The 22,874-nt window shown below is 57.3% G+C and carries 29 protein-coding genes; 14 read left to right on the top strand and 15 right to left on the bottom strand.

The annotated features are described in order from the left end of the window. Window positions 1-192: 192 nt before the first annotated feature. Complete coding sequence (locus LA304_RS04710) at window positions 193-1,905, top strand: bifunctional sulfate adenylyltransferase/adenylylsulfate kinase (RefSeq protein WP_224501967.1); 1,713 nt, start codon at window positions 193-195, stop codon at window positions 1,903-1,905. Window positions 1,906-1,986: 81 nt separating this feature from the next. On the opposite strand, the gene LA304_RS04705 is transcribed toward LA304_RS04710, so the two are convergent. From LA304_RS04705 to LA304_RS04695, 3 genes are all read right to left on the bottom strand, one after another. Then, a complete protein-coding gene (locus tag LA304_RS04705; RefSeq protein WP_224501966.1) occupies window positions 1,987-2,469 on the bottom strand; it encodes a cytochrome b in 483 nt (160 codons plus the stop codon). Between the two features lie 206 nt (window positions 2,470-2,675). After that, window positions 2,676-2,912, bottom strand: a complete 237-nt coding sequence (locus LA304_RS04700; RefSeq protein ID WP_224501965.1) for a DUF1150 family protein — start codon at window positions 2,910-2,912, stop codon at window positions 2,676-2,678. A gap of 3 nt (window positions 2,913-2,915) precedes the next feature. Beyond that, window positions 2,916-3,329: an Hsp20 family protein gene (locus LA304_RS04695; RefSeq protein ID WP_224501964.1), complete on the bottom strand. Its 414-nt coding sequence runs from the start codon at window positions 3,327-3,329 to the stop codon at window positions 2,916-2,918. Window positions 3,330-3,561: 232 nt separating this feature from the next. Here LA304_RS04695 and LA304_RS04690 point away from each other — a divergent pair, with 232 nt between their 5' ends. Genes LA304_RS04690 through LA304_RS04680 form a run of 3 tightly spaced genes read left to right on the top strand, consistent with a single transcriptional unit; the run spans window position 3,562 to window position 5,386 of the window. Then, window positions 3,562-3,780: a YdcH family protein gene (locus LA304_RS04690; RefSeq protein WP_224501963.1), complete on the top strand. Its 219-nt coding sequence runs from the start codon at window positions 3,562-3,564 to the stop codon at window positions 3,778-3,780. Window positions 3,781-3,834: 54 nt separating this feature from the next. Continuing rightward, on the top strand, window positions 3,835-4,320 hold the full coding sequence (purE, locus tag LA304_RS04685; RefSeq protein WP_224501962.1) for a 5-(carboxyamino)imidazole ribonucleotide mutase: 486 nt from the start codon (window positions 3,835-3,837) through the stop codon (window positions 4,318-4,320). After that, window positions 4,313-5,386: a 5-(carboxyamino)imidazole ribonucleotide synthase gene (locus LA304_RS04680; protein WP_224501961.1), complete on the top strand. Its 1,074-nt coding sequence runs from the start codon at window positions 4,313-4,315 to the stop codon at window positions 5,384-5,386. The genes purE and LA304_RS04680 overlap by 8 nt, the downstream gene beginning before the upstream one ends. A 104-nt stretch (window positions 5,387-5,490) precedes the next feature. Here the strand turns inward: LA304_RS04680 and LA304_RS04675 are convergent, their stop codons facing one another. The 4 genes from LA304_RS04675 to groES form a co-directional block, all read right to left on the bottom strand. After that, window positions 5,491-5,991 (bottom strand): GNAT family N-acetyltransferase, encoded by a 501-nt coding sequence (locus LA304_RS04675; RefSeq protein WP_224501960.1) that lies wholly within the window; start codon window positions 5,989-5,991, stop codon window positions 5,491-5,493. 266 nt (window positions 5,992-6,257) lie between these two features. Then, window positions 6,258-7,121 (bottom strand): type IV pili methyl-accepting chemotaxis transducer N-terminal domain-containing protein, encoded by an 864-nt coding sequence (locus LA304_RS04670; RefSeq protein ID WP_224501959.1) that lies wholly within the window; start codon window positions 7,119-7,121, stop codon window positions 6,258-6,260. Between the two features lie 150 nt (window positions 7,122-7,271). Then, a complete protein-coding gene (groL, locus tag LA304_RS04665) occupies window positions 7,272-8,918 on the bottom strand; it encodes a chaperonin GroEL (protein WP_224501958.1) in 1,647 nt (548 codons plus the stop codon). Window positions 8,919-8,965: 47 nt separating this feature from the next. Next, a complete protein-coding gene (gene groES / locus LA304_RS04660; protein ID WP_167599722.1) occupies window positions 8,966-9,253 on the bottom strand; it encodes a co-chaperone GroES in 288 nt (95 codons plus the stop codon). Between the two features lie 237 nt (window positions 9,254-9,490). Here groES and LA304_RS04655 point away from each other — a divergent pair, with 237 nt between their 5' ends. Then, on the top strand, window positions 9,491-10,150 hold the full coding sequence (locus LA304_RS04655) for a hypothetical protein (protein ID WP_224501957.1): 660 nt from the start codon (window positions 9,491-9,493) through the stop codon (window positions 10,148-10,150). Here the strand turns inward: LA304_RS04655 and LA304_RS04650 are convergent. After that, window positions 10,134-10,814 carry a DUF2161 domain-containing phosphodiesterase gene (locus LA304_RS04650; RefSeq protein ID WP_224501956.1) on the bottom strand — a complete coding sequence of 227 codons (681 nt, stop codon included), beginning with the start codon at window positions 10,812-10,814 and terminating at the stop codon, window positions 10,134-10,136. The genes LA304_RS04655 and LA304_RS04650 overlap by 17 nt on opposite strands. A gap of 136 nt (window positions 10,815-10,950) precedes the next feature. Here LA304_RS04650 and LA304_RS04645 point away from each other — a divergent pair, with 136 nt between their 5' ends. From LA304_RS04645 to LA304_RS04635, 3 genes are all read left to right on the top strand, one after another. Continuing rightward, window positions 10,951-11,871 carry a manganese-dependent inorganic pyrophosphatase gene (locus tag LA304_RS04645; protein ID WP_224501955.1) on the top strand — a complete coding sequence of 307 codons (921 nt, stop codon included), beginning with the start codon at window positions 10,951-10,953 and terminating at the stop codon, window positions 11,869-11,871. Window positions 11,872-11,940: 69 nt separating this feature from the next. Continuing rightward, window positions 11,941-12,309 carry a hypothetical protein gene (locus tag LA304_RS04640; RefSeq protein WP_224501954.1) on the top strand — a complete coding sequence of 123 codons (369 nt, stop codon included), beginning with the start codon at window positions 11,941-11,943 and terminating at the stop codon, window positions 12,307-12,309. Next, window positions 12,302-12,778 carry a GNAT family N-acetyltransferase gene (locus LA304_RS04635; RefSeq protein ID WP_224501953.1) on the top strand — a complete coding sequence of 159 codons (477 nt, stop codon included), beginning with the start codon at window positions 12,302-12,304 and terminating at the stop codon, window positions 12,776-12,778. Before LA304_RS04640 ends, LA304_RS04635 begins: the two co-directional genes overlap by 8 nt. A 15-nt stretch (window positions 12,779-12,793) precedes the next feature. Here the strand turns inward: LA304_RS04635 and LA304_RS04630 are convergent, their stop codons facing one another. Together LA304_RS04630 and LA304_RS04625 are read right to left on the bottom strand one after the other, a co-directional pair. Continuing rightward, on the bottom strand, window positions 12,794-13,090 hold the full coding sequence (locus tag LA304_RS04630) for a hypothetical protein (RefSeq protein ID WP_224501952.1): 297 nt from the start codon (window positions 13,088-13,090) through the stop codon (window positions 12,794-12,796). Window positions 13,091-13,214: 124 nt separating this feature from the next. Further along, window positions 13,215-13,637, bottom strand: coding sequence for a rhodanese-like domain-containing protein (locus LA304_RS04625; protein ID WP_224501951.1), 423 nt, complete (start codon window positions 13,635-13,637; stop codon window positions 13,215-13,217). Between the two features lie 150 nt (window positions 13,638-13,787). On the opposite strand from LA304_RS04625, the gene LA304_RS04620 reads away from it, so the two are divergent. The 5 genes from LA304_RS04620 (at window position 13,788) to LA304_RS04600 (ending at window position 17,744) form a co-directional block, all read left to right on the top strand. Then, complete coding sequence (locus LA304_RS04620; protein WP_224501950.1) at window positions 13,788-14,660, top strand: TIGR01459 family HAD-type hydrolase; 873 nt, start codon at window positions 13,788-13,790, stop codon at window positions 14,658-14,660. Window positions 14,661-14,861: 201 nt separating this feature from the next. Further along, the gene (locus LA304_RS04615) at window positions 14,862-15,305 is read left to right on the top strand and encodes a MaoC family dehydratase (protein ID WP_224501949.1); all 444 of its coding nucleotides are present in this window, start codon (window positions 14,862-14,864) and stop codon (window positions 15,303-15,305) included. Window positions 15,306-15,334: 29 nt separating this feature from the next. Further along, complete coding sequence (locus tag LA304_RS04610; RefSeq protein WP_224501948.1) at window positions 15,335-16,261, top strand: bifunctional riboflavin kinase/FAD synthetase; 927 nt, start codon at window positions 15,335-15,337, stop codon at window positions 16,259-16,261. After that, a complete protein-coding gene (locus LA304_RS04605) occupies window positions 16,258-16,707 on the top strand; it encodes a YcgN family cysteine cluster protein (RefSeq protein WP_224501947.1) in 450 nt (149 codons plus the stop codon). Before LA304_RS04610 ends, LA304_RS04605 begins: the two co-directional genes overlap by 4 nt. After that, entirely contained in the window at window positions 16,707-17,744 is a 1,038-nt protein-coding gene (locus LA304_RS04600) for a threonine aldolase family protein (RefSeq protein ID WP_224501946.1), read from the top strand. Before LA304_RS04605 ends, LA304_RS04600 begins: the two co-directional genes overlap by 1 nt. A gap of 18 nt (window positions 17,745-17,762) precedes the next feature. On the opposite strand, the gene LA304_RS04595 is transcribed toward LA304_RS04600, so the two are convergent. Continuing rightward, on the bottom strand, window positions 17,763-18,362 hold the full coding sequence (locus tag LA304_RS04595) for a 2-hydroxychromene-2-carboxylate isomerase (RefSeq protein WP_224501945.1): 600 nt from the start codon (window positions 18,360-18,362) through the stop codon (window positions 17,763-17,765). A 116-nt stretch (window positions 18,363-18,478) separates the two neighbouring features. Here LA304_RS04595 and LA304_RS04590 point away from each other — a divergent pair, with 116 nt between their 5' ends. Beyond that, window positions 18,479-19,495 carry a ribose-phosphate pyrophosphokinase gene (locus LA304_RS04590; protein ID WP_224501944.1) on the top strand — a complete coding sequence of 339 codons (1,017 nt, stop codon included), beginning with the start codon at window positions 18,479-18,481 and terminating at the stop codon, window positions 19,493-19,495. Between the two features lie 80 nt (window positions 19,496-19,575). On the opposite strand, the gene LA304_RS04585 is transcribed toward LA304_RS04590, so the two are convergent. The 4 genes from LA304_RS04585 to LA304_RS04570 all read right to left on the bottom strand — a co-directional run bounded on the left by LA304_RS04585 (window position 19,576) and on the right by LA304_RS04570 (window position 22,867). Beyond that, on the bottom strand, window positions 19,576-19,923 hold the full coding sequence (locus tag LA304_RS04585; RefSeq protein ID WP_224501943.1) for an H-type lectin domain-containing protein: 348 nt from the start codon (window positions 19,921-19,923) through the stop codon (window positions 19,576-19,578). 192 nt (window positions 19,924-20,115) lie between these two features. Continuing rightward, window positions 20,116-20,526, bottom strand: a complete 411-nt coding sequence (locus LA304_RS04580; RefSeq protein ID WP_224501942.1) for a F0F1 ATP synthase subunit epsilon — start codon at window positions 20,524-20,526, stop codon at window positions 20,116-20,118. A 25-nt stretch (window positions 20,527-20,551) separates the two neighbouring features. After that, complete coding sequence (atpD, locus tag LA304_RS04575) at window positions 20,552-21,976, bottom strand: F0F1 ATP synthase subunit beta (protein WP_224501941.1); 1,425 nt, start codon at window positions 21,974-21,976, stop codon at window positions 20,552-20,554. An 18-nt stretch (window positions 21,977-21,994) separates the two neighbouring features. Further along, window positions 21,995-22,867 (bottom strand): F0F1 ATP synthase subunit gamma, encoded by an 873-nt coding sequence (locus tag LA304_RS04570; RefSeq protein WP_224501940.1) that lies wholly within the window; start codon window positions 22,865-22,867, stop codon window positions 21,995-21,997. Window positions 22,868-22,874 lie beyond the last annotated feature (7 nt).

The following is a 22,874-nucleotide window of genomic DNA, read 5'->3' as shown; positions in this document are numbered from 1 at the left end:
CCTGCACTGCTTTTATGCAGTTCATGTTCTAAAATACGGGAAAAGTGAGGCCTTCAGGCCTCATTTTTTTATGCGTTCTCATCCGGTGTTGAATTTTTAAAGGGAAAAAGGCTAAGCCCGCCATAGGCCTTCGTTCTGTTGGACAAAGGCGTTTTGACCGTTGAACTGTACCAGCCAAAAAAGGCGATTTGCATGGCCGAGAATCTTGCCCCGATCCCCGAGCTCTACGTCTCTTACGAGAGCGCTCAGAAACTGAAAGTAGAGGCAGCAGACCTCGTGAGCTGGGACTTGACGCCCCGCCAGATCTGCGACCTTGAGCTCCTGATGAACGGTGGTTTCAACCCGCTCAAAGGCTTCCTCTCCGAGGAAGATTACAATGGCGTCGTCGAAAACATGCGCCTTGCTGACGGCTCTCTCTGGCCGATGCCGATCACGCTCGACGTCTCCGAAGATTTCGCAGCAAGCCTTGAAGCAGGTCAAGACATTGCCCTGCGCGATCAGGAAGGCGTGATCCTCGCCACCATGACCGTCACCGACAATTGGGTGCCGAACAAATCCCTTGAAGCTGAAAAAGTTTTCGGCGCCGACGACGACAAGCACCCTGCCGTCAACTACCTGCACAACACCGCTGGCAAAGTTTACCTCGGCGGCCCGGTGACCGGCATCCAGCAGCCTGTTCACTACGATTTCCGCGCCCGCCGCGACACGCCGAACGAACTTCGCGCCTACTTCCGCAAGCTCGGCTGGCGCCGCGTTGTTGCGTTCCAGACCCGCAACCCGCTCCACCGTGCGCACCAGGAACTCACCTTCCGCGCCGCGAAAGAAGCTCAGGCCAACCTTCTAATCCATCCGGTTGTCGGCATGACCAAACCGGGCGACGTTGACCACTTCACTCGCGTCCGTTGCTACGAAGCCGTTCTCGACAAATACCCGCAGTCCACGACGACCATGAGCCTCCTGCCGCTCGCCATGCGTATGGCTGGCCCGCGTGAAGCTGTTTGGCATGGCCTGATCCGCAAGAACTACGGCTGCACCCACTTCATCGTTGGCCGTGACCACGCGGGCCCGGGCTCCAACAGCCAGGGTGAAGACTTTTACGGCCCGTATGATGCGCAGGAACTCTTCCGCACGCACCAGGAAGAAATGGGAATCGAGATGGTGGACTTCAAACACATGGTTTGGGTTCAGGAACGCGCTCAGTACGAAGCCATCGACGAGATCGAGGACAAGGACGAAATCACCATCCTCAACATCTCCGGCACCGAACTTCGTCGCCGTCTGGCAGAAGGTCTCGAAATCCCTGAGTGGTTCTCTTTCCCTGAAGTTGTGAAGGAACTGCGTCGCACGAAGCCGCCTCGTTCCAAGCAGGGCTTCACCGTGTTCTTCACTGGCTTCTCCGGCTCCGGCAAATCCACCATTGCAAACGCTCTGATGGTCAAGCTGATGGAAATGGGTGGCCGTCCGGTGACGCTGCTTGACGGTGACATCGTTCGTAAGAACCTGTCCTCCGAGCTCGGCTTCTCCAAAGAGCACCGCGACCTCAACATCCGTCGCATCGGCTACGTCGCCTCCGAGATCACCAAAAACGGTGGTATCGCGATCTGCGCTCCGATCGCTCCGTACGCGACCACCCGCCGTGCTGTGCGCGAAGACATCGAATCCTTCGGTGCATTTATCGAAGTTCACGTCGCTACCTCCATCGAGGAATGCGAAAAGCGTGACCGCAAAGGCCTCTACAAGCTCGCCCGCGAAGGCAAGATCAAAGAGTTCACCGGCATCTCCGACCCGTACGACGTTCCGGAAAACCCGGAACTGCGCGTCGAGACCGAGGGCACCGATGTCGACAACTGCGCACATCAGGTCATCCTCAAGCTCGAAGCTATGGGCCTGATCGCAGCTCAATAAGCGCCTCGCGTAACAAAATATAAGAAGCCCCGGCACTTCCTGCCGGGGCTTCTTTCTTTCAGGCATCACTCTCAGTGTCGATCAGTGTGGCGACATGCGTTTCAAGAGATCGTCTTTGAGCACGAATTGGTGGAAAAGCGCCGCTGCGACGTGAGCGATCACAAGCAGCACTGTCAGGTTCACGAGCACCTCGTGAACATCGCCGGCCTCACGAACGCCCCCGAACCAGGCGAGCAAACCGACGACCGGCGTCAGGATCATCGCGACATAGAGCGCAATATGCGCAAAGTGCGCGGCCTTATCCATGAGCGGATGCGGCGCGGGCGGCAACTCAGGCGCGCCCTGAATGAGACGGACAATTACGCGCAAGACCATGAGAACAATCGTCGCAATACCGACAATCACATGCAGCTGCGCCGTCAGGCTGTCGTTAATACCCGTTTGAGAAAAGGTGCGAAGCGCGCGCCCCATCCCGTCAGAGACAATGTAGTTAAAAGCAAAGGTCAAAACGACGGCCCAATGCAGCAATTTCTGCAGGCCCGAATAAGAGGCGGAAGTTTTCATGAACATCTCCGGAGCGAAGGAAGGTATGCCTCGCTCAGTCTAACCGCAGAACAAGGCCTGAAGTGGATATTGTCACGCGACGCGCACAATCCAAGGCCATACCGGCATTTCTCCGCGTCGGTCGCCTGCGCCAATTCGCCGCAAACCGGCCGCACAAAAGAAAAGGGCGGCACATAGCCGCCCTGCTTCATCTCTCAACATATCGTCTAGTGGACGCTGACGGGCGCCAAATGGTGCTCTCGCGCCAGCGCAAAGGCCAGCCGCTTGTTCGCCACGAGGGCGAGACGCGTGCCTTCGCTGTCATTGACCGAATACAAGAGATCCAAACCCTCGGCCTGTGCCTGCACGTCTTCCGGCAAATCCGCTACGGCAACCGGGCGCACATAAACGATCTTTTCTTTTGCTTCCCCATCTGTGGGGATATGCGGGTAACGGGTTTCCATGACTTATCCCTTCCTGATCTGAATGGTCTGCACAACGCTCTCTGGCTGGGTTCGGCTCAAATCGATATGAAGCAAGCCGTTCTCCACAGAGGCTCCAGTCACCTCAACACCGTCGGCTAAAACAAAGGACCTCTGGAATTGCCGCCCAGCGATTCCGCGATGGAGGAAAACACGCGACGAATCTGTCTCTGGCTGACGTCCACGCACCACAAGCTGCCGATCTTCGAGCGTGATCGCGAGATGGTCTTCTGCGAAGCCGGCCACGGCGAGCGTGATTCTGTAAGAATTGTCTGAGGTTTGCTCAATATTATACGGTGGATAACCACCGGCATCTGACTTTGCTGTGCGCTCGACCAATCGTTCCAACTGATCAAACCCGAGCAAGAACGGATGGGCCCCAAAGCTCACTTTCGTCATCGACACGTCCTTTCAATAAAGCGACTGGGTCAGTGTTACGGTCCCGATTTCGGCAACCAGTTTCCCTCTAAATATGGGGGAGCCGCGCACCCCCTTCAAGAGCCACTTCTAAAGCTTTGAGATTTGAAGATTTGCGGATAGACTGTTGGAGTGGATGCTTTTCGCGACCATCTCTGCGTGGAAATGCAAAGCTCCGTACTTACTGAGTCCAAAATAGATAGAAGACACCGCCATGAACGTGTCCAACCGGATGGATCAAACTGAAGTGCTTCGGATCAAACTCGAAGTACTCAAGCGCGAACACCGCGATCTCGATGCTGCGATCGAAGCCATGCAAGAAACAGGCCACCTAGATGCCCTGCGCCTGCAACGTATGAAAAAGCAGAAACTCGCCCTCAAAGATCGGATCGCGCTGATCTCGGACCAGATTACCCCTGATATTATTGCGTAAGCCGCGTGCCGCGCTATAAGTCCCCTCAATAACTTTCAAACGCGAGGGGACACCATGAGCGTCGACGTCGGCATCATTATGGGCAGCCAGTCTGACTGGCCCACCATGAAACGTGCAGCAGAAATTCTGGATGAATTGGGCGTGACGTACGAGACGAAGATCGTTTCGGCGCACCGGACACCAGATCGCCTGTGGTCCTACGGCAAGGAGGCTGCTTCGCGTGGCCTTAAAGTGATTATTGCGGGCGCCGGTGGCGCCGCCCACCTGCCAGGCATGATGGCGTCAAAAACCCGCGTTCCGGTGATTGGCGTTCCGGTTCAAACCCGCGCGCTTTCCGGCGTTGATAGCCTCTATTCCATCGTCCAGATGCCGAAGGGCTTCCCTGTCGCCACCATGGCAATCGGTGAAGCGGGGGCAGCCAACGCAGGTCTCATGGCCGTCGGCATTCTCGCCACGCACGACGAGGCTCTCGGCGCGAAACTCGACGCTTGGCGCGAAGCTCTCTCCGCCTCCATTCCGGATGAGCCGACCGATGACTGAGCCCCTTTCCCCGAACGCAACGATTGGCATCTTGGGCGGCGGCCAGTTGGGTCGCATGCTGTCTGTCGCGGCGTCCCGCCTCGGCTTCAAAACATGCGTGTATGAACCCGGTGGCGATTGCCCTGCGTCGCACGTCTCGAACTACCATTTTCAGGCCAGCTACGAAGACGAAGATGCGCTCAAGAAATTCGCAGCCTCCGTCGACGTTGTCACCTATGAGTTCGAGAACGTGCCGACATCGGCCCTCGACCTGATTGAATCTCTGGTCCCGATCCGTCCGAACCGCAAGGCGCTCGCGGTCTCTCAGGACCGTTTGACCGAGAAAGCATTTTTGTCCGAACTGGGCCTTCAGGTTGCGCCTTACGCGGCTGTGGATGATGAGGTCGATCTCGCCGAAGCCATCGAAGAAATCGGCACACCGTCGATCCTGAAAACCCGTCGCTTCGGCTATGACGGCAAAGGTCAGGCACGTTTGATGTCGCCTGACGATGCGGAGCAGGCCCTCAAAGACATGGCGGGCGCACCTGCGGTCCTCGAAGGGTTCGTAGACTTCACGCATGAAGTGTCCGTGATTGCAGCGCGCGGTCAGGCGGGGGATATCTCCTGCTTCGATCCCGGTGAAAACGTGCACAAATCCGGCATCCTGCACACGACTACCGTTCCTGCACGGCTCTCGCCGGCACAGCGGACGGACGCAGTCCTTCTGGCTGCCAAGATCCTGAATGCGCTTAATTATGTGGGTGTCATGGGGGTTGAACTCTTCGTGACGAAGGGCGGCCTCATCGTTAACGAGATCGCACCCCGCGTGCACAATTCCGGCCACTGGACCCAAAACGGGTGTGTGATTGACCAGTTCGAGCAGCACATTCGCGCTGTCGTCGGCTGGCCGCTCGGTGACGGGAAACGTCATTCGAATGTCGAGATGCTCAACCTGATCGGCGATGATGTGGATCGCGTTCCGGAGTTCGCCAAAGACGGCTCTGTTGGCATTCACCTCTATGGCAAAGCCGAAGTGAAAGCCGGTCGCAAGATGGGGCACGTCAACAAGATCTTGGGTCCGGCCTGAGATCCACCAGCTTCAAAAATCCAAATCCCGCGGGCTTACGTTTCTCGCCCGCGGGTCAACTCTTTTGAAAATTCGCCGACAGCGACATTCGGACTCGAGACCGCTTAGGACACCTTTGCCTCGGTCAAATGCCGATATGCATCAGGGAAAATAAGACGATTGCTGCTCATCCCGGTTCCGGGCGCAATCGGATAGAGCGACGTGTATTCAGGGAAGAACGGGATTTCGAGCTTCGATGCCGCCAGTTTGGAGAAGCCGACGCGGCCGAAATACTTGGTGTCACCAACGACCACGACGGCTTTCGCACCCTCTCGTTTCGCATGGTTCATGGCGCGGACAACCATCTCCCGCCCTGTGCCTCGCTTTCGGTGTGACGGCGAAACCGCAAGGATGGACAATGCCCACCACTCTTCAGGGTGAACCATGCGTGCGCAACAAACATAGCCGAGCATCGTATCACCGTCGTATGCGATCCGCTCCATAGCCATCGCGTCTTCCGCACGAAGTTCCTTCGCAAAACGATACATTTCCGGCCCATCGAAAGCCTGATCAAGCAGGATCGAGACAGCGATCTCATCCGCCTCTGTCAATGCGCGCAAATACATATCACTCATCCCTAAGTTATGCCTTTCCTACCAGTGACACAGATTCATTGTCAGAAAAACACATCATGTGAATTTTCTTCGCAGCTGCAGCATTTGTCGACATCCACTTAAAAGTGCGCGACTTTTTTTGCGCACCAAAAGCAAAGTGCCCGAGAGCACGGCACATTGTGCGCCACAGCAGGAAGCAATATGCACTGTTTATGACACCGAATTCGGCAAGATCAGCACGCTTCATGCCGAACGGGATCTGACTGCGGGAGCGCGCCTCAGAGATCAGCGTAAAGCTTTACGACCGCATCCAGGTCGACATACATCGCCTCAATATCCCAAGACAGTTCCTGCAGCTCTTTCTCGGTAAGCGCCTTTTCCCCGACACCCTGCAAGATCGCATCCATCACCGCCCAATGTTGCCAGATGGTCGCATTTACCTCGAGAATATGGTCATTCGGTGAGGGCGGAAAGCCTGCGTCAGGGGCACCAAAAGTCAGATTGAAAGCGGTGCTATGAAACATCTGAGATGTTTCCTGCAGGGCCAGAAAGGCCTCATTCTCTTCACCCGAGGAACTGATTGACGCGAGGCAGGTCTGCTTTCCCATCCGCTGCAGTAGCATTCTCTGACGCCCAGAAAGATTTACAAGCTTGGCCTGTTGCGGATCAAGATGGGCTCCGACAGCGTTCGCCTCGCGCTCGAACAACAGGACGAGGTCATTCGAAGCCTTCAGCAGCCGTTCACCAGCATCAGAGAGACGAGACAGCTGTTCAAATCCGATGCGGCGCGCGTTCAGTTGTTCCGAGATCTGCTGGTCAAACGGGTCCCAGAGGCTTTCGATCAATCCGATTTGCAAGAGGATATTCGGATCTGTTGCGGGTTCGAGATGATTAAATCCCCCACTAGTTTTGAGCTCTGAGAGAGACGAGACAAAGAGCGCGGCAGAATCTTCGAGAAGCTTCTGATGCGCCTTCACATCGACCTCCATCGCGATGAAACAGGCCGAGCGCACCATCCGCTGCGTCAGCATTCTCTGACGACCAGCGATATCGATTTTTAGGGCAAGATGCTCACTCGCGAACACTGGTGAACAGGTAAGCGCAATGAAAAGCGCGAATACAAAACGGGTGACTGCAGACATGTTCCCTCCAGACAGGCAGGTGCTTTGCCTCACGATAGGAGGAAGCCCCTAAGGAACCGTTACGCGCGCACGAAAAAGGGCCGCGAAATGCGGCCCTCCTCAAATCTTGCGATCTTGGTGCTACATGCGCACCATCCCAAGTGGGATGGATTACATCATGCCGCCCATGCCGCCCATGCCGCCCATGTCCGGCATGCCAGCGCCTGCGCCGCCATCTTTGGACGGTTTGTCGGCAACCATGGCTTCCGTGGTGATCAGCAGACCTGCGATGGAAGCAGCGTCTTCCAGAGCGGTGCGGGTCACTTTGGCCGGGTCGATCACGCCGAAGGAGAACATGTCGCCATATTCTTCGGTCTGAGCGTTGAAGCCGAATGCAAGGTCGTCGGATTCACGGACTTTGCCAGCAACGACAGCACCGTCAACACCAGCGTTCTCTGCGATCTGACGCAGCGGAGCTTCGATGGCTTTGCGCACGATGGTGATACCAGCGTCCTGATCAGCGTTTGCGCCTTTCAGAGCGTCGAGGCCTTTACCAGCCTGAACGAGAGCAACACCGCCGCCCACAACGATGCCTTCTTGAACGGCAGCGCGGGTTGCGTTGAGAGCATCGTCCACACGGTCTTTGCGCTCTTTCACTTCGACTTCGGTCATGCCGCCGACGCGGATAACAGCAACACCGCCAGCCAGTTTGGCAACGCGCTCTTGCAGTTTCTCACGGTCGTAGTCGGAAGTGGTTTCTTCGATCTGGGTGCGGATCTGAGCAACGCGTGCTTCGATCTCTGCTTTCTCGCCAGCGCCGTCGACGATGGTGGTTTCGTCTTTGGAGATGGTGATTTTCTTAGCGGAGCCGAGCATGTCCATGGTGACGTTCTCAAGCTTCATGCCGAGGTCTTCGGAGATGACCTGACCGCCGGTGAGGATCGCGATGTCCTGCAGCATGGCTTTCCGACGATCGCCGAAGCCCGGTGCTTTCACAGCTGCGATTTTCAGACCGCCGCGCAGTTTGTTCACAACGAGAGTTGCGAGCGCTTCGCCTTCAACATCTTCAGCGATGATGAGGAGCGGTTTCTGGGACTGGATGACCTGCTCGAGGAGCGGAACCATCGGCTGCAGCGAGGAGAGTTTCTTCTCGTGCAGGAGCACGATGCAGTCGTCGAGTTCGGCGAGCATCTTGTCCGGGTTGGTCACGAAGTACGGGGAGAGGTAACCGCGGTCGAACTGCATACCCTCAACCACGGTGGTCTCGGTTTCCATGCCTTTGTTCTCTTCAACGGTGATCACGCCGTCGTTGCCAACTTTCTGCATCGCGTCTGCGATCTGCTGACCGATTTCTGCTTCGCCGTTGGCGGAGATGGTGCCAACCTGAGCAACTTCAGCAGAGTCGTTCACCGGACGTGCAGCAGCTTTGATCGCTTCCACAACGTTTGCGGTTGCGAGGTCGATGCCGCGCTTGAGGTCCATCGGGTTCAGACCAGCAGCAACCTGCTTGAGGCCTTCTTTGATGATGGCTTGGGCCAGAACGGTGGCGGTGGTGGTGCCGTCGCCTGCTTCGTCGTTGGTGCGGGAAGCAACTTCCTTCACCATCTGTGCGCCCATGTTTTCGAACTTGTCTTCAAGCTCGATCTCTTTGGCGACAGACACACCGTCTTTGGTGATGCGCGGTGCGCCGAAGGATTTGTCGAGAACCACGTTGCGGCCTTTCGGGCCGAGGGTCACTTTCACTGCATCGGCGAGGACGTTCACGCCTTTGAGCATGCGGTTGCGTGCGTCGACGTCAAACTTGACTTCTTTAGCCATTGTTCACTCCGTAAATTGGGTTGATGTGGGTCGGTCTCAGGCGTCGCTTAGGCGATGATGCCGAGGATGTCCGACTCTTTCATGATGAGAAGCTCTTTGCCGTCCACGGTGATTTCCGTGCCGGACCATTTGCCAAAGAGAACGATGTCGCCCTCTTTCACAGAGGGTGCGATCAGCTCGCCGCTGTCTTTGCGAGCGCCTTCGCCCACAGCAACGACTTTGCCTTCGGCGGGCTTTTCTTTTGCGCTATCGGGGATGATGAGACCACCAGCGGTCTTTTCTTCGCTCTCAACACGTTCGACCACAACGCGGTCGTGCAGCGGTTTGAATGCCATCTTCGAGGCTCCTTCGCTCAAAGTTTCAGTTTCGGGCCACCCTCTCACAGGGCGGTGGTAAATCAATCGTTAGCACTCACCTCAGGAGAGTGACAACGACGCATAGTTAGGAAGGAGGCGGGAGTGAGTCAACAGGGGAGAGGGGGAAAAATTTGCCTAGCCACGCCCTCATCACTCGCCATACACTCGACGAAGTCATCGGAGCCCATTTTGACTTACGAGCTTTCCATTCAAGACATGATCGATCGCGTTAGCGAGACCCCGCTGTCGGTTGCGGAGATCACGGAAGGATTCAAGTCCGGGGATGAGGCCCCGTTCAAGTATGGGCATTGGGAAGTCGTGCGAGATGTCTGCGAAGGCATAAGTGCCAATATATGGGAAAGTCTCACCACCAAGCAACAGATCGACAGGCTGTGCGAGGTCATTGAACTCTGGCCCTGCTACGCGACCTCCCACCACCTGTTCCAATTCTATGTGGAAAGCGCTCAAGCCGATCCGGTTGCGACAGAGCACCTCTGGGGCAGGATCGTTGGCTATCTCGAACGTTTCGGAACACCACAATGCGATGCCCTCGAATATGTTCTCTGGGTCGACTTTTTTGAGGACCAATCCACCTGTGAGGCGGCATGGCACGGCCTGATGTGCATGGCTTCGGATCGGAAGGTTCGCGACCGTATCCTGATCAATGCCGGCCCCGTGCCTTATGTGCTCAAAAAACCGATCTATCATCAAATGATCAAGTTCCCCGACGAACATGAAGCACTTGCGGAAAGCCTCGCACACAGTAAGCAAGATTATTTCGGTGACATCGACCGCAAAGATGCTCGAAAACTGGTCAAAAGGTTGGATTTGCCCCGCTCTGATGAGTTCGTTGCTTACCTTAAGGATAATTTGTGACCTCTTCCGTCTCCAAGGTAGGATCGGGCCCTTCGCGCATCCTCACCCCATAAACCCCCACCTCAACCTTTTCAAACCACCCATAATGATTGTCCCGCATCATCCGGGTGGCGTGTTTGACACCCGTGGCCTTCGCCACCTCAGCTCCCTTAGACGGCCCATGCTCCAACAGATACGCCCGGCATTTCTCCGCATCTTGACGGTAGGCGGTGACGCGGCCACCGGCTTTTGAGCCGCCTAAATTCGGGTCCCCCTCCCGCCGCGCGAACTCGGCCAAGAGCTTTTCCGTCTTCGCCTTATTCTTGCGCGGAGTGAACGGCCTCGGGTCATGGTGCACCTGCACCGTTCCCTCCGCCACATTCACAGAGATCACCCCAAGTCCCAGCCGCTTGCACAGGCCAATATTGGCCTTGAACATCCGCCAGCCCGCCTTGCCCTTCCACCGCGGCACGGCGAGGTAGACGTGGTCGCTCATCGCTTGCCGCGCGGTGCCTTGTTGCAAGAGCTGGAGGGTAAAGCCGGTTTTCAACTCGATGATGACTGGCACGCGGTCTTTGACCGCCACCACATCCGCGTCCCGCACCTCTGATTTCACCACATATCCCAGCGCCTCGAAATGCGCTTTCACGGGGGGATAGAGGTCGGTTTCGCGGAGTTTCACCATAGGCTCTGTGATAGCGCGGGCACACAGCGGAACCAAGACGAAAGACCGTCCCCTGTGAGCGTTCACAGGAGGTGACAAGCTATGCTGCAATGCATATAAGGCGGGCGAAATCACAGGAATCCATGGGACAGACATAATGACCACGCTTGTTTTCGGCCACAAATCCCCCGACACCGACTCCACCGGCTCTCCGCTGATCTGGGCTTGGTACCTTAACGAAGTCAAAGGCGTCGACGCCAAAGCCGTTCTGCTCGGCGAGCCGAACACCGAGGCTGCGTTCGTTGTCGAGAAATGGGGCTTTGAGAAGCCGGAAATCATTTCCGAAGTTGCTGAAGGTCAGGACGTTGTCATCGTCGACACCAACAACCCGGCCGAACTGCCGGACGCGATCAACGACGCAAACGTGACCGCGATCATCGACCACCACAAACTGGTTGGCGGTCTGGAAACCAAAGGCCCGATCGACATCACCATCCGTCCGCTCGCCTGCACCGCAACCATCATGTACGACCTGATGGGCGAAGACGCCGACAAGATGCCGGACAACATCAAAGGCGCAATGCTCTCCTGCATCCTGTCCGACACGCTGGAATTCCGTTCGCCGACCACCACCGACGTGGACAAAGAGCTGGCCGAGAAACTGGCCTCCGAGCTGAACATCAACCTCGGTCAGTATGCGTCTGAAATGTTCGAAGCCAAATCCGACATTTCCGCGTTCTCTGACGCCGAGCTGATCCGCATGGACTCCAAAGAATACGAAGTCGACGGCACCAAGTTCCGCGTCTCCGTTTTGGAAACCACCGCGCCGAAACTCGTGCTCGACCGCAAAGCCTCCATCATGGAGAGCTTCAAAACCGTGGAAGCCGAAGACGGTGTGGATCAGGTTCTCCTGTTCGTTGTCGACATCCTGAACGAAGAAGCCACCTTCTTTGCTCCGAACGATCTCTGCAAAACCGTTGCCGAGAAATCCTTCGGTGCGACCGTTGAGGGCGACAGCGTTGTTCTGCCGGGCATCATGTCCCGCAAAAAACAGATCATCCCGAACCTCAAAGTCTGATCGACTTTTCGCGTTCAATGAGATTTTAAAGGGGTGCGATTTTCGCGCCCCTTTTGTTTTGGAGGCTTCATGTCCCCTGCCCTGCTTTTTCGCCTGACGAGCGCCCTATCCTTCGCGCTCTGCGCTGGCCTTCTGATCGCGCCTGCGTTCTTTGGCGCGACTTTCGGGCTGGACCCGTCTGTCGGGGGTGAGGTTATGGCGCGTCGTGCGGGGCTACTCTTTGCACCCATTGGCCTGATCTACCTACAACTTGCAGGGACTGAGCAGAAACAGGTGCAACGCACGCTCCTCTCTGCGGGACTGTTGCTCATGATCACAATGGGCCTTCTCGGCCTCACCGAATGGGCGCTCGGGCGCGTCGGCCCGGGTATCCTCGTGGCCGTACTGACCGAAGCCCTTTTTGCAGCTCTTTATGTGAAAGCGATCCGCAATGCTTAAGACCCCCGACTTCATGCGCGAAATGAAACGCGGAGAAGAGGATGCTGTGACCGCCCTTCTTACCGCAGCCTTCGGGCAAAAAGACGAAGCGCAACTGGTCGAAGCCCTGCGCAAGTCAAAGGCCATCGCCGGCGAGATGGTTCTCCCCATGGACGGCGAGGTCATCGGCTATGCGGCCCTATCGAAAATGGTCAGTCCAAAGGGATGGCTCTGCCTTGCGCCTGTCGCGATCCGTCCGGACCTGCAGGGGCGCGGTTATGGGCGGCGGCTTGTTGGGATGATCAGCCAGTGGGCGGAAATGTCGGGCCAGACCCTCGTCGTATTGGGCGACCCGACATTCTACGCGCGCTGCGGTTTCAAACCGATTGCGGCGGATTTCACATCCCCCTACCCGCTCGACCACACGCTCACAGTCGGCCCCGCAAAAGGGAAACCCAAAGACCTCACCTATCCGAAGGCCTTTGGTTAAGGGCGCTCTGTCCGTTCAGTGACGGCCATTCCCGCCTTGACGGTCTGACGGACCACTGCTCGTCCCGTCGCCGAGGCCGCTGTTGTCGCTTGCCATACCCTCAAGCTTGCCGCGCGCTTTGCGGACCATAACACCGTTCATTTCATCTTCACCGTCGGTGTCCTCGGACTTTGCCTGATTTTCATCGTGATACTGCGCGAGAACAGTATCGTCGTCGTCCATCCACGGGTTGGCGTGATAGGCGAAAGCGGGCCCGCTCAGGCCGATTACCAAGACTGCACCGATACTCAACTTCACGTTCGTCTTTTTCATCGTTGTTTTCTCTTAAATGACAAATGGCGACTGCGGAAACCGCAGTCGCCCCACTCAGATCATTAAATTCATATTTGTAAATATTTAATATAGAGAGGATCGCAGACCGGCAAAATACCGCGCATCACTCTACGGAAACGGTCTGATAGCCACTCTTGATTTGCGCGCTCATCCCACCCTGGATCGAGATGATCTGGTTCGGAATAGTCCCTGCAAGCATTTCCGCCGCTCGGCGCGTCCGGTTTCCCGAACGACAGATCAAGATCAGATCACGCCCATCGGAAATCTCCGGCCCGACTTGCGCCATAAAACTGTCAGGGGACTCGAATGTCACCAACATTGCCCCGTCGATCACTCCGGTATCGGCCCATTCCTCCGGCGTCCGGATGTCCACGATGAGACCGCCTGTGTCTTTCATCTGCGCTACGGTCATCACACGCTCCTCGAACCCCGCCGGGGCCTTGGTCGCGTTCAATGCCCCGAACCCTGCTGCGACGACAGCTGCGCCACCGAAAACAATGATACGTCGCTTAACATGGCTCTGCATGTGCTCAACCCTCCAAACTTTTCCGGAAAGTGCGTCAAAGCCCGCCATTTCTCAAGGCCCAGAACGTCGCAGGCGCTTGATCGCAGGCTGACACTTTTCTTTCGCACGAGAGACCTATAGCAATGCAGCAAGCCACGAACGGAGCACCGTATGACCCGCCTGATCCAGAACCTCTCGGAAATCTCGACAAACTATGACGCCTTGTTCGTCGATCTCTGGGGCTGCGTCCACAATGGGGTAAAGGCATTCCCCGAGGCCTGCGCAGCACTTCAGGAATATCGCAAGACGGGCGGCAAAGTCGTGCTCGTCACGAACTCTCCGCGTCCGTGGCGGAGTGTTGCTGACCAGATCGCGGGCTTCGGCGTCCCTGAGGACGCCTACGATGCAATCGCAACCTCTGGCGACTCTGCTCGTATGGCAATGTATCTCGGCGTGGTTGGCAAGAAGGTTTGGCACATCGGCGAAATGTTCGAGGACGACTTCTTTCAACCAATGGAAATTCTCGACGACGCACTCGACATCGAAGTTGTTCCGCTTGAGGAAGCCGAAGGCATCGTGGCCTCCGGCCCCGAGGACCCGCTCGCCGATCCGGAGCTTTATCGCGCTCCCTTCCTATATGCGAAGCAGAAAGGCATGAAACTCCTCTGCGCGAACCCCGATATCGTCGTGGACCGAGGCGACGTGCGGGAGTGGTGTGCCGGTGCGCTCGCTGCGCTCTACACCGAGATGGGCGGTGAAAGCCTCTACTTCGGCAAACCCCATCCACCAATCTATGACCTCGCCCGCCGCCGTCTTGCACAACTCGCACCGATTGAAGACCACCGCGTTCTTTGTATCGGTGACGGTATCGGCACTGATGTGATGGGCGCCATTGGCGAAGGGTTCGATGTCCTGTTCATCACGGGCGGACTCGCCGCCAAAGAATTCGGAGAGGACCCGAATGCGCCGGACCCAGTGCGTCTGAAAACTTTTCTGGCAGAACAGAACCTCTCCCCGACGGCGGCGATTCCCTTCCTGCGCTGAGGCAGCGCTTCGATCACAAGTCATTAGAAGCGCGGGCGTGGACCCGCGCTTTTTTCATTAAACCTTACGACCAAAGTTGAATTTTGTACGAAATTTATTGTCCAAATTTGCGCAAACATAAAAATTTTCTTGCGCGCAATATTGTTTCCCTGCGAAATTTCCTCTATGCTGCACTGCAACAAATGAGAGGATTCGGAGATCATGTTGGACAATTTGCCTCGCGGAACCATCTGCATCGAAGACATCGAGATCGGTATGACTCGCCATCTTCGCAAGACTGTGACTGACCACGACATCGCGTTGTTTGGTGAGGTCTCGACCGACCGCAATCCGGTTCACTTCGACGATGCCTATGCGGAAGACACGATTTTTGAGGGACGGATCGCTCACGGCATGCTGACCGCCGGTCTCGTTTCCGCCGTGATTGGCGAACAACTCCCAGGTCACGGATCCATCTACCTCGGTCAAACACTCAAGTTTCTCGGCCCCGTCCGCCCGGGCGATACGGTATTCACGCAAGTCACCGTGACCGATATTGATCATGCAAAACGCCGGGTATCTCTTGATTGTCGATGCATGGTGGGCGATACCGTGGTGCTGAAAGGCGAAGCCCTCGTGCTTGCGCCGAGCCGGAAATTCGACTGAGATGCGCGGGGCTTCCCGCGAGGAGCCCCATGCAGATCCACACGCACTGGAAAACGATCCCAGAAACGGCCAAAGGCTGTTCCGCGGCCATTGGAAACTTTGACGGCGTGCACCGTGGACATCGCCGCGTTATCGATCTGGCATGCAACAACGCTCCTCTCGGCGTCGTTACTTTCGAACCCCACCCGCGCGAATTCTTTGCTCCTGGCGCACCGCCGTTCCGCCTGATGAACGCAGAGGCGAAAGCAAACCGTCTCGCCAAACTGGGCGTCGATCACCTATTCCAGCTCCCATTTGACGCTGAAATGGCGCGCATGACCCCGGAAGAGTTCGCCCGCGAGATTATCAAAGACGGGCTCGGGCTGTCGCATGTCGTTGTCGGGCGCGATTTCCATTTTGGCTCCAAACGTGCCGGCTCGGTCGAAGACCTCAAACGGTTCGGCGCTGAGATGGGCTTTGAGGTGACGATCGCCGAGCTTCTTGAGACCGATAGCGGCATTTCTTCGTCCTCTGCCATCCGCGTCGCGCTTGCCGAAGGCGATCCGCGCAAGGCGGCCGAGATGCTCGGACACTGGCACCGCATCGAAGGTGTCGTCGGTCACGGAGACAAACGTGGCCGCGACCTAGGCTTCCCGACGGCGAACATGTCTGTCGCTGGCCTGCATGCCCCGAAATTCGGAGTTTATGCTGTTCTCGTCGATGTTCTTTCCGGCCCGCACAAAGGTCACTACCATGGCGCGGCCTCGCTCGGCGTGAAGCCAACTTTCGGCGCAAACCTGCCTTGCCTCGAGACCTTCATTTTTGACTTCTCGGGCGACCTCTACGACACACATCTGTCGATTGCGTTCGTAGACTACCTCCGTCCGGAAATCGTCTACACAGGGCTCGAACCACTCATCGAGCAGATGCACAAGGATTGCGATCTCGCACGCGAAATCCTCGGGGCATTGGAATGAGCGTCCGGAAGAAATTCTGGGAAACCATACCATACACGAAGATGACCGCCGAAGAGTGGGAGGCACTCTGCGACGGCTGCGGCAAATGCTGCCTCAACAAGATTGAAGATGCGGATACGGGAGAGGTCTTTCTCACCCGCGTCGCCTGCCGGTTGCTGGATGATCAGTCCTGCCAATGCGGGCAATATCAAATCCGCAAAAACCTTGTTCCGGAATGTATCGTCCTCACCCCTGAGACCATCGAACAACACGCCTACTGGATGCCATCCACCTGCGCCTATCGCCTTCTCTGGCAGGGCCGCCCCTTGCCGGACTGGCATCCCCTTCTCACAGGCGACCCTGAGAGTGTGTATGCCGCCGGCGTCTCTGTGCGCGGCATGACGGTACCGGAGTTCGAGGTTGCTGAAGACGAGTGGGAAGACCACATTATTGAGGAGCCGACCTGATGTTTTTCGGATCAGACAACACCTCTCCGGCACATCCCAAGGTTCTTGAGGCCCTGACGGCGGCTAATGAGGGCTATGCGTCCCCCTATGCGACGGACCGTTGGACCGAGGAACTGACAGAACGACTCCGTGACCTCTTTCAGGCACCAGATGCGCTCGTCTACCCCATGACCTCTGGCACGGGCACCAATGCCGCCCTGCTCGCCGCGATGAGCCCGCCTTGGGGCGTCGCCTATTGTCATGAGACCGCGCATATTGAAGTGGACGAACGCGGGGCGGCGACATTCTATGGCGCGGGGCTCAAACTGAAGGCCCTCCCTGCAGCGGACAGCCGGATCGCCCCCGAGGCGCTTGTGGCGGCTATCGCAACCGACAAAGCAGGACATGGTGTGCACGCCATGGTGCCGTCCGCAGTTTCTGTCACGAACCTGACGGAATTCGGCGAGGCCTATACCCCCGCACAACTCGGCGCGCTCGCCGACGCAAGTCGCCTCCCCATGCATCTCGACGGCGCGCGCTTCTCGAATGCTCTGGTCGCGACTGGCGTCTCCCCTTGGGAAATGACGCGCGAACTTTCGACGCTCTCTCTTGGCGCAACAAAGAACGGGGGCATGGCGGCGGAAGCTGCCGTGCTGTTCGACCCCGCACTGCAGGAGGCCTTTGAAAGCCACCGGATGCGTGGCGGTCACAACCTGTCCAAGGCGCGCTATGTCTCTGCACAGATCCTCGCATGGCTCGAGAACGATCTGTGGCTTGAGCTCGCGGCACAGTCTAACGCGATGGCCGCGCGACTGGCGAAGGGGCTCAGCGAGGTTGGCGGAGAACTGGCCTATAATCCGGACGGCAACATGATCTTCGCGCGCCTACCGCGCGCGATGCACGCGAAGGCCCTCGGCAAAGGGGCGGTCTATAACCTCTGGGGCACGGACACCTCACTGATCGGCGACCCCGAGACACCTTTGCTCGCACGGTTCGTGGCTTCTTGGTCCACGACCGAGGCCGATGTCGATGCGCTATTGGCGGCATTCGCGGACTAATCAGCCCGCGACACACGGTCAGAGCGTGGCCAGATGTTCGTCGAGCATGTCGAGACGATCGCGTCCCCAGAACCGCTCGTCCGTCTCTTTGACGATGTAGAACGGTGAGCCGAACACACCTGCTGCCAAACCTTCCTCAAGGTTGCGTGGGTAGGTCTCGGCCCCTTCCAACATCCCTGTCATCGAGAGCATCGGATCAAACCCTGCGGTCTTCAGCGCCTCGGTGATGACCTCATCCTGAGCGATATCTTTGTCGTCACGCCACATTGCTGCGGACAACCCGTTCACCAACGTCCCCATATCACCGCCGCCCGCGTTCTGTGCTGCGATCACTGCGTAGGCAGCAGGGGCAACATTCGTCGGCCAGAAAGGCGGCTCAACATTCATTGGCAGGCCGGTCTTTGCCTTCAGGCGCTTGAGCTCCTGCATGCGATAAACTTTGCGCCCTTCCCCGCGATTTGCGGGGCGCGGAACGCCAAGCCGGTCAAATGCAGTCATCAAATCGAACGGCTTGTAACTCACAGTCGCTCCGTGTTTTTCCGCGATCTTTTCCAGTCGTCCGTCAGCCAAATAAATCCATGCGGACAGAAAAGAGAAATAATAGTCAATATGTGCCAAATTCAGTCCTTTCGCGGCCTCAGGGCGTGTTTCCAAAAAGCTACCCGAGTGGTAAGCGGTGTCAACGTTACGATTCCGTGACGCTTTCGGCCATATTGACCCTGGGGACTGCTGCTATGCCCACGACGAACGAGCCCAAACTCATTTCTGGTAATGCCAACCGAACACTCGCGAATGCTATGGCACGCCGCCTGTCCATGCACCGCGGCATGTCGATCGAACTCTGCGACGCACGTGTGGAACGGTTCAACGACGGCGAGATTTTCGTCGAAGTGTATGAGAACGTCCGTGGCGAAGATATGTTCGTCGTCCAGCCGACCTCCAATCCGGCCAACGACAACCTCATGGAACTCCTGATCATCACCGATGCCCTGCGCCGCTCGTCTGCGGGCCGCATCACTGCTGTGATCCCCTACTTCGGCTACGCCCGTCAGGACCGCCGCACCAAAGCGCGCACCCCGATCTCCGCAAAACTCGTCGCCAACATGATGGTCGAAGCCGGCATTGAACGCGTTCTGACGCTCGACCTGCACGCGACCCAGATCCAGGGCTTCTTCGACATCCCCGTCGACAACCTCTACGCCTCTCCGGTCTTTGCGCTCGACATCAAGCACAACTTCAAGGGCGGCATGGACGACATCATGGTCGTGTCTCCGGACGTTGGCGGTGTGGCTCGTGCTCGCGAACTGGCGAAACGCATCGACGCGCCGCTCTCCATCGTGGATAAACGCCGCGAGAAGCCGGGTGAAGTCGCCGAGATGACTGTCATCGGCTCTGTCGAAGGCAAGAAATGTATCATCGTGGACGACCTCGTGGACACCGCAGGCACGCTCTGCAAAGCCGCTGACCTGCTCATGGAGCACGGTGCAGCTGAAGTGCATGCCTACATCTCTCACGGCGTTCTGTCCGGCCCTGCTGTTGAGCGCGTGACGAACTCCAAACTGTCCTCGCTCGTCATCACCGACTCCATTGAGGCAACCGACGCCGTCAAAGCCTGCAAGAACATCCGCATCGTTCCGACCGCGCCGCTCTTCTCGCAGGCGATCATCAACACCTGGAACGGCACCTCCGTGTCGAGCCTGTTCGAGGACAAGACCCTCGTGCCGCTCTACGAAGGCGTCTACCACCCGTAATCGGGCACAGGTTCCAAACATACGAAAGGCGCGGGAATTCCCCGCGCCTTTTTCGTTTTCAACCTATCGACGCAAACCGGTTAAAGATCCCAGTCGTCCACATGACGGACCGGCCCCATCGCGATCCAGTCGGCTCGCACGCGCGCAATCTTTGTGTCACCCCATGTCCGGAAAACGATCACAAATCCGTCCTCTGCAATCATCTCCGCCGAAATATCGACGCGGTGGTTCGTGCTGTTGTCGATGTCGAGCATCGAGAGAGAGACCTGCACCATTGGCGCGCGCATGAAATGTTCGTCAAACTCCACAACACGGCGAAGTTCCCGTGGCCCCTTGCCGGTCCACATGGCACCGCCATCCTGAAAATCGGAAAACAAGAGCAGAGATCCCTGCGCGACCCCCAACTGGTGACTATCAATTCGTAACATCGTCTCTTCGGCCTTTTAGCGCCGCCAGATTGCCCCAAATTGTCTTTGAATGTGAAGCAAAAAATCCACATCCCATTGCACAGAGGCACGCACCGCGACACCCGACTTTGACCTCCGCGCGATGAAGGAACAGTACAAAAGAAAAAGCCCCGCAGAACCTGCGGGGCTTTTCAAATTCGAAGTCACATCAACTCAGAGGTTGGTGTGGAACCCGAGGTCCTCGGCGATATGCATGAGATCGGCAAGGAATTTCTGCGTCAGGTGATGCTCTTCCGGCTGAGCTTCTTCGTGGGCTTTGGTGGCCTGCGCGATGAGGTCGGTGACGACCTCTTGGGACATTTCGCCCCGCGGCAGGGCCATTTCGGCCAGAACGGAGATCGTGTCGGCGGACAGCTCGGCAAAGCCACCCGTGACAACGTATTGCTCTTCCGCACCTGCACCTTTGGCGGTCAGAAGACCAGGGCGCAGGGAGAGGATGGTCGGCTCGTGGCCGGCCATCGCAGTGATATCACCTTCAGAACCCGGGATTTGAACCTGTTCAACTTCCAAAGACGCAAGTTTGCGCTCTGGAGAGACAAGATCGAATTGGACGTTAGCAGCCATGAATGGCCTCCTTCCGGGTTAAAGATCAGGCAGCTTCAGCAGCCAGTTTCTCGGCTTTCTCGAGCACTTCCGCGATGCCGCCAACCATGTAGAAGGCTGCTTCCGGCAGGTGGTCGTATTCGCCAGCCACAACGGCTTTGAAGGACGAGATCGTGTCTTCGAGCGGAACCTGAACACCGTCGGAGCCGGTGAACACTTTCGCAACGTCGAACGGCTGGGAGAGGAAACGCTGGATCTTACGGGCGCGAGCCACGGTCAGCTTATCTTCTTCAGAGAGTTCGTCCATGCCGAGGATGGCGATGATGTCCTGCAGCGACTTGTAGCGCTGAAGGATGTTCTGAACCTGACGTGCAACGTTGTAGTGCTCTTCGCCAACGATCTGCGGGTCGAGGATACGGGACGAGGAGTCCAGCGGGTCCACAGCCGGGTAGATGCCGAGTTCGGAGATTGCACGGTTAAGAACGGTCGTTGCGTCGAGGTGAGCAAAGGTCGTTGCCGGTGCAGGGTCGGTAAGGTCATCCGCAGGCACGTACACAGCTTGGATCGAGGTGATCGAGCCGTTCTTGGTGGAGGTGATGCGTTCCTGCATCGCGCCCATGTCGGTTGCCAGCGTCGGCTGGTAGCCCACAGCGGACGGGATACGGCCGAGAAGTGCGGACACCTCGGAACCTGCCTGCGTGAAGCGGAAGATGTTGTCCACGAAGAACAGAACGTCGGTACCGGACTGGTCACGGAACTGCTCAGCGAGGGTCAGACCGGTCAGAGCAACACGTGCACGTGCTCCCGGAGGCTCGTTCATCTGGCCGTAAACCAGAGCCACCTGGGACTCTTCGAGTGCGTCCGGCTTAATAACGTTGGATTCGATCATCTCGTGGTAGAGGTCGTTACCTTCACGGGTACGTTCGCCAACACCAGCGAACACGGAGAAGCCCGAGTGCACTTTTGCGATGTTGTTGATGAGTTCCATGATGAGAACGGTTTTACCCACACCTGCACCACCGAAGAGACCGATCTTACCACCTTTGGAGTAAGGTGCGAGAAGGTCGATAACTTTGATGCCGGTCACGAGGATGGAGGTCTCGGTTGCCTGCTCGTCGAAATCCGGCGCTTCTGCGTGGATCGGACGGGTCTCAGTTGCGTTCACCGGGCCTTTTTCGTCAACCGGCTCGCCGATGACGTTGAGGATACGACCGAGGGTCGCGTTGCCCACCGGGATGGTGATCGGGCCGTTGGTGTCGGTCACTTCCTGACCGCGCACGAGACCTTCGGTTGCGTCCATAGCGATGGTACGAACCGAGTTCTCGCCGAGGTGCTGAGCAACCTCGAGAACCAGGCGGGAGCCGTTGTTGTCGGTTTCAAGGGCGTTGAGAATGGCGGGGAGCTCGCCGTCGAACTGAACGTCGACAACGGCGCCAATCACCTGCGTGATCTTGCCTTTGGACTGTGCCATGTTTCTTTACTCCGGGTCTTAGAGCGCTTCAGCGCCCGAGATGATTTCGATAAGCTCGTTGGTGATGACGGCCTGACGGGAACGGTTATATTCGATCGTCAGCTGGTCGATCATGTCGCCTGCGTTGCGGGTAGCGTTGTCCATTGCGGACATCCGCGCACCTTGCTCCGAGGCACCATTTTCCAGGAGAGCCGAGAAGATCTGAGTTGCCACACCGCGCGGCAGAAGGTCGGCAAGGATGCCTTCCTCGGAGGGCTCGTAATCGTAGAGAGCACCACCGGCATCCTCATCAGCTTCGTAAGCCGCAGGGATGATCTGTTGAGCGGTCGGGATCTGGGTCACGACGTTCTGGAATTTGGCATAGAAAATCGTTGCCACGTCAAACTCGCCGGCATCGAAACGACCAAGAAGGTCCTTCGCGATGTCTTGCGCGTTCACGTAACCAATTTTCTTAACCTCGCTGAGGTCCACGTGGCCGATAGAAAGATCCGCGAAGTCGCGTTTGAGCTGTTCACGGCCTTTCTTGCCAACCGTGAGAATTTTCACGGTTTTGCCTTGGGCCTTGAGCTCGGCGATGCGGGTCTTTGCGAGCTTCACAATGTTCGTGTTGAAGCCACCACACAGACCTTTTTCGGAGGTCATGACAACGAGCAGATGCACATCGTCTTTGCCGGTCCCGGCGAGGAGCCGGGGCGCGGTATCGGAGCCACCTACCGAAGCCGACAGCGACCCGAGCACAGCGTTAAAACGCTCTGCATAGGGGCGCGAGGCCTCAGCCGCATCCTGTGCCCGCCGCAGTTTTGCGGCGGCCACCATCTGCATGGCCTTGGTGATCTTCCGCGTGGATTTCACGCTTTCGATCCGGTTTTTGAGATCCTTGAGGCTGGGCATTAAAGCT

It is taken from the genome of Celeribacter litoreus, from assembly GCF_020165855.1.
In the GTDB taxonomy this organism is placed as follows: Bacteria; Pseudomonadota; Alphaproteobacteria; order Rhodobacterales; family Rhodobacteraceae; genus Celeribacter; species Celeribacter litoreus.
This window is presented reverse-complemented; position numbering and strand designations above follow the sequence as displayed.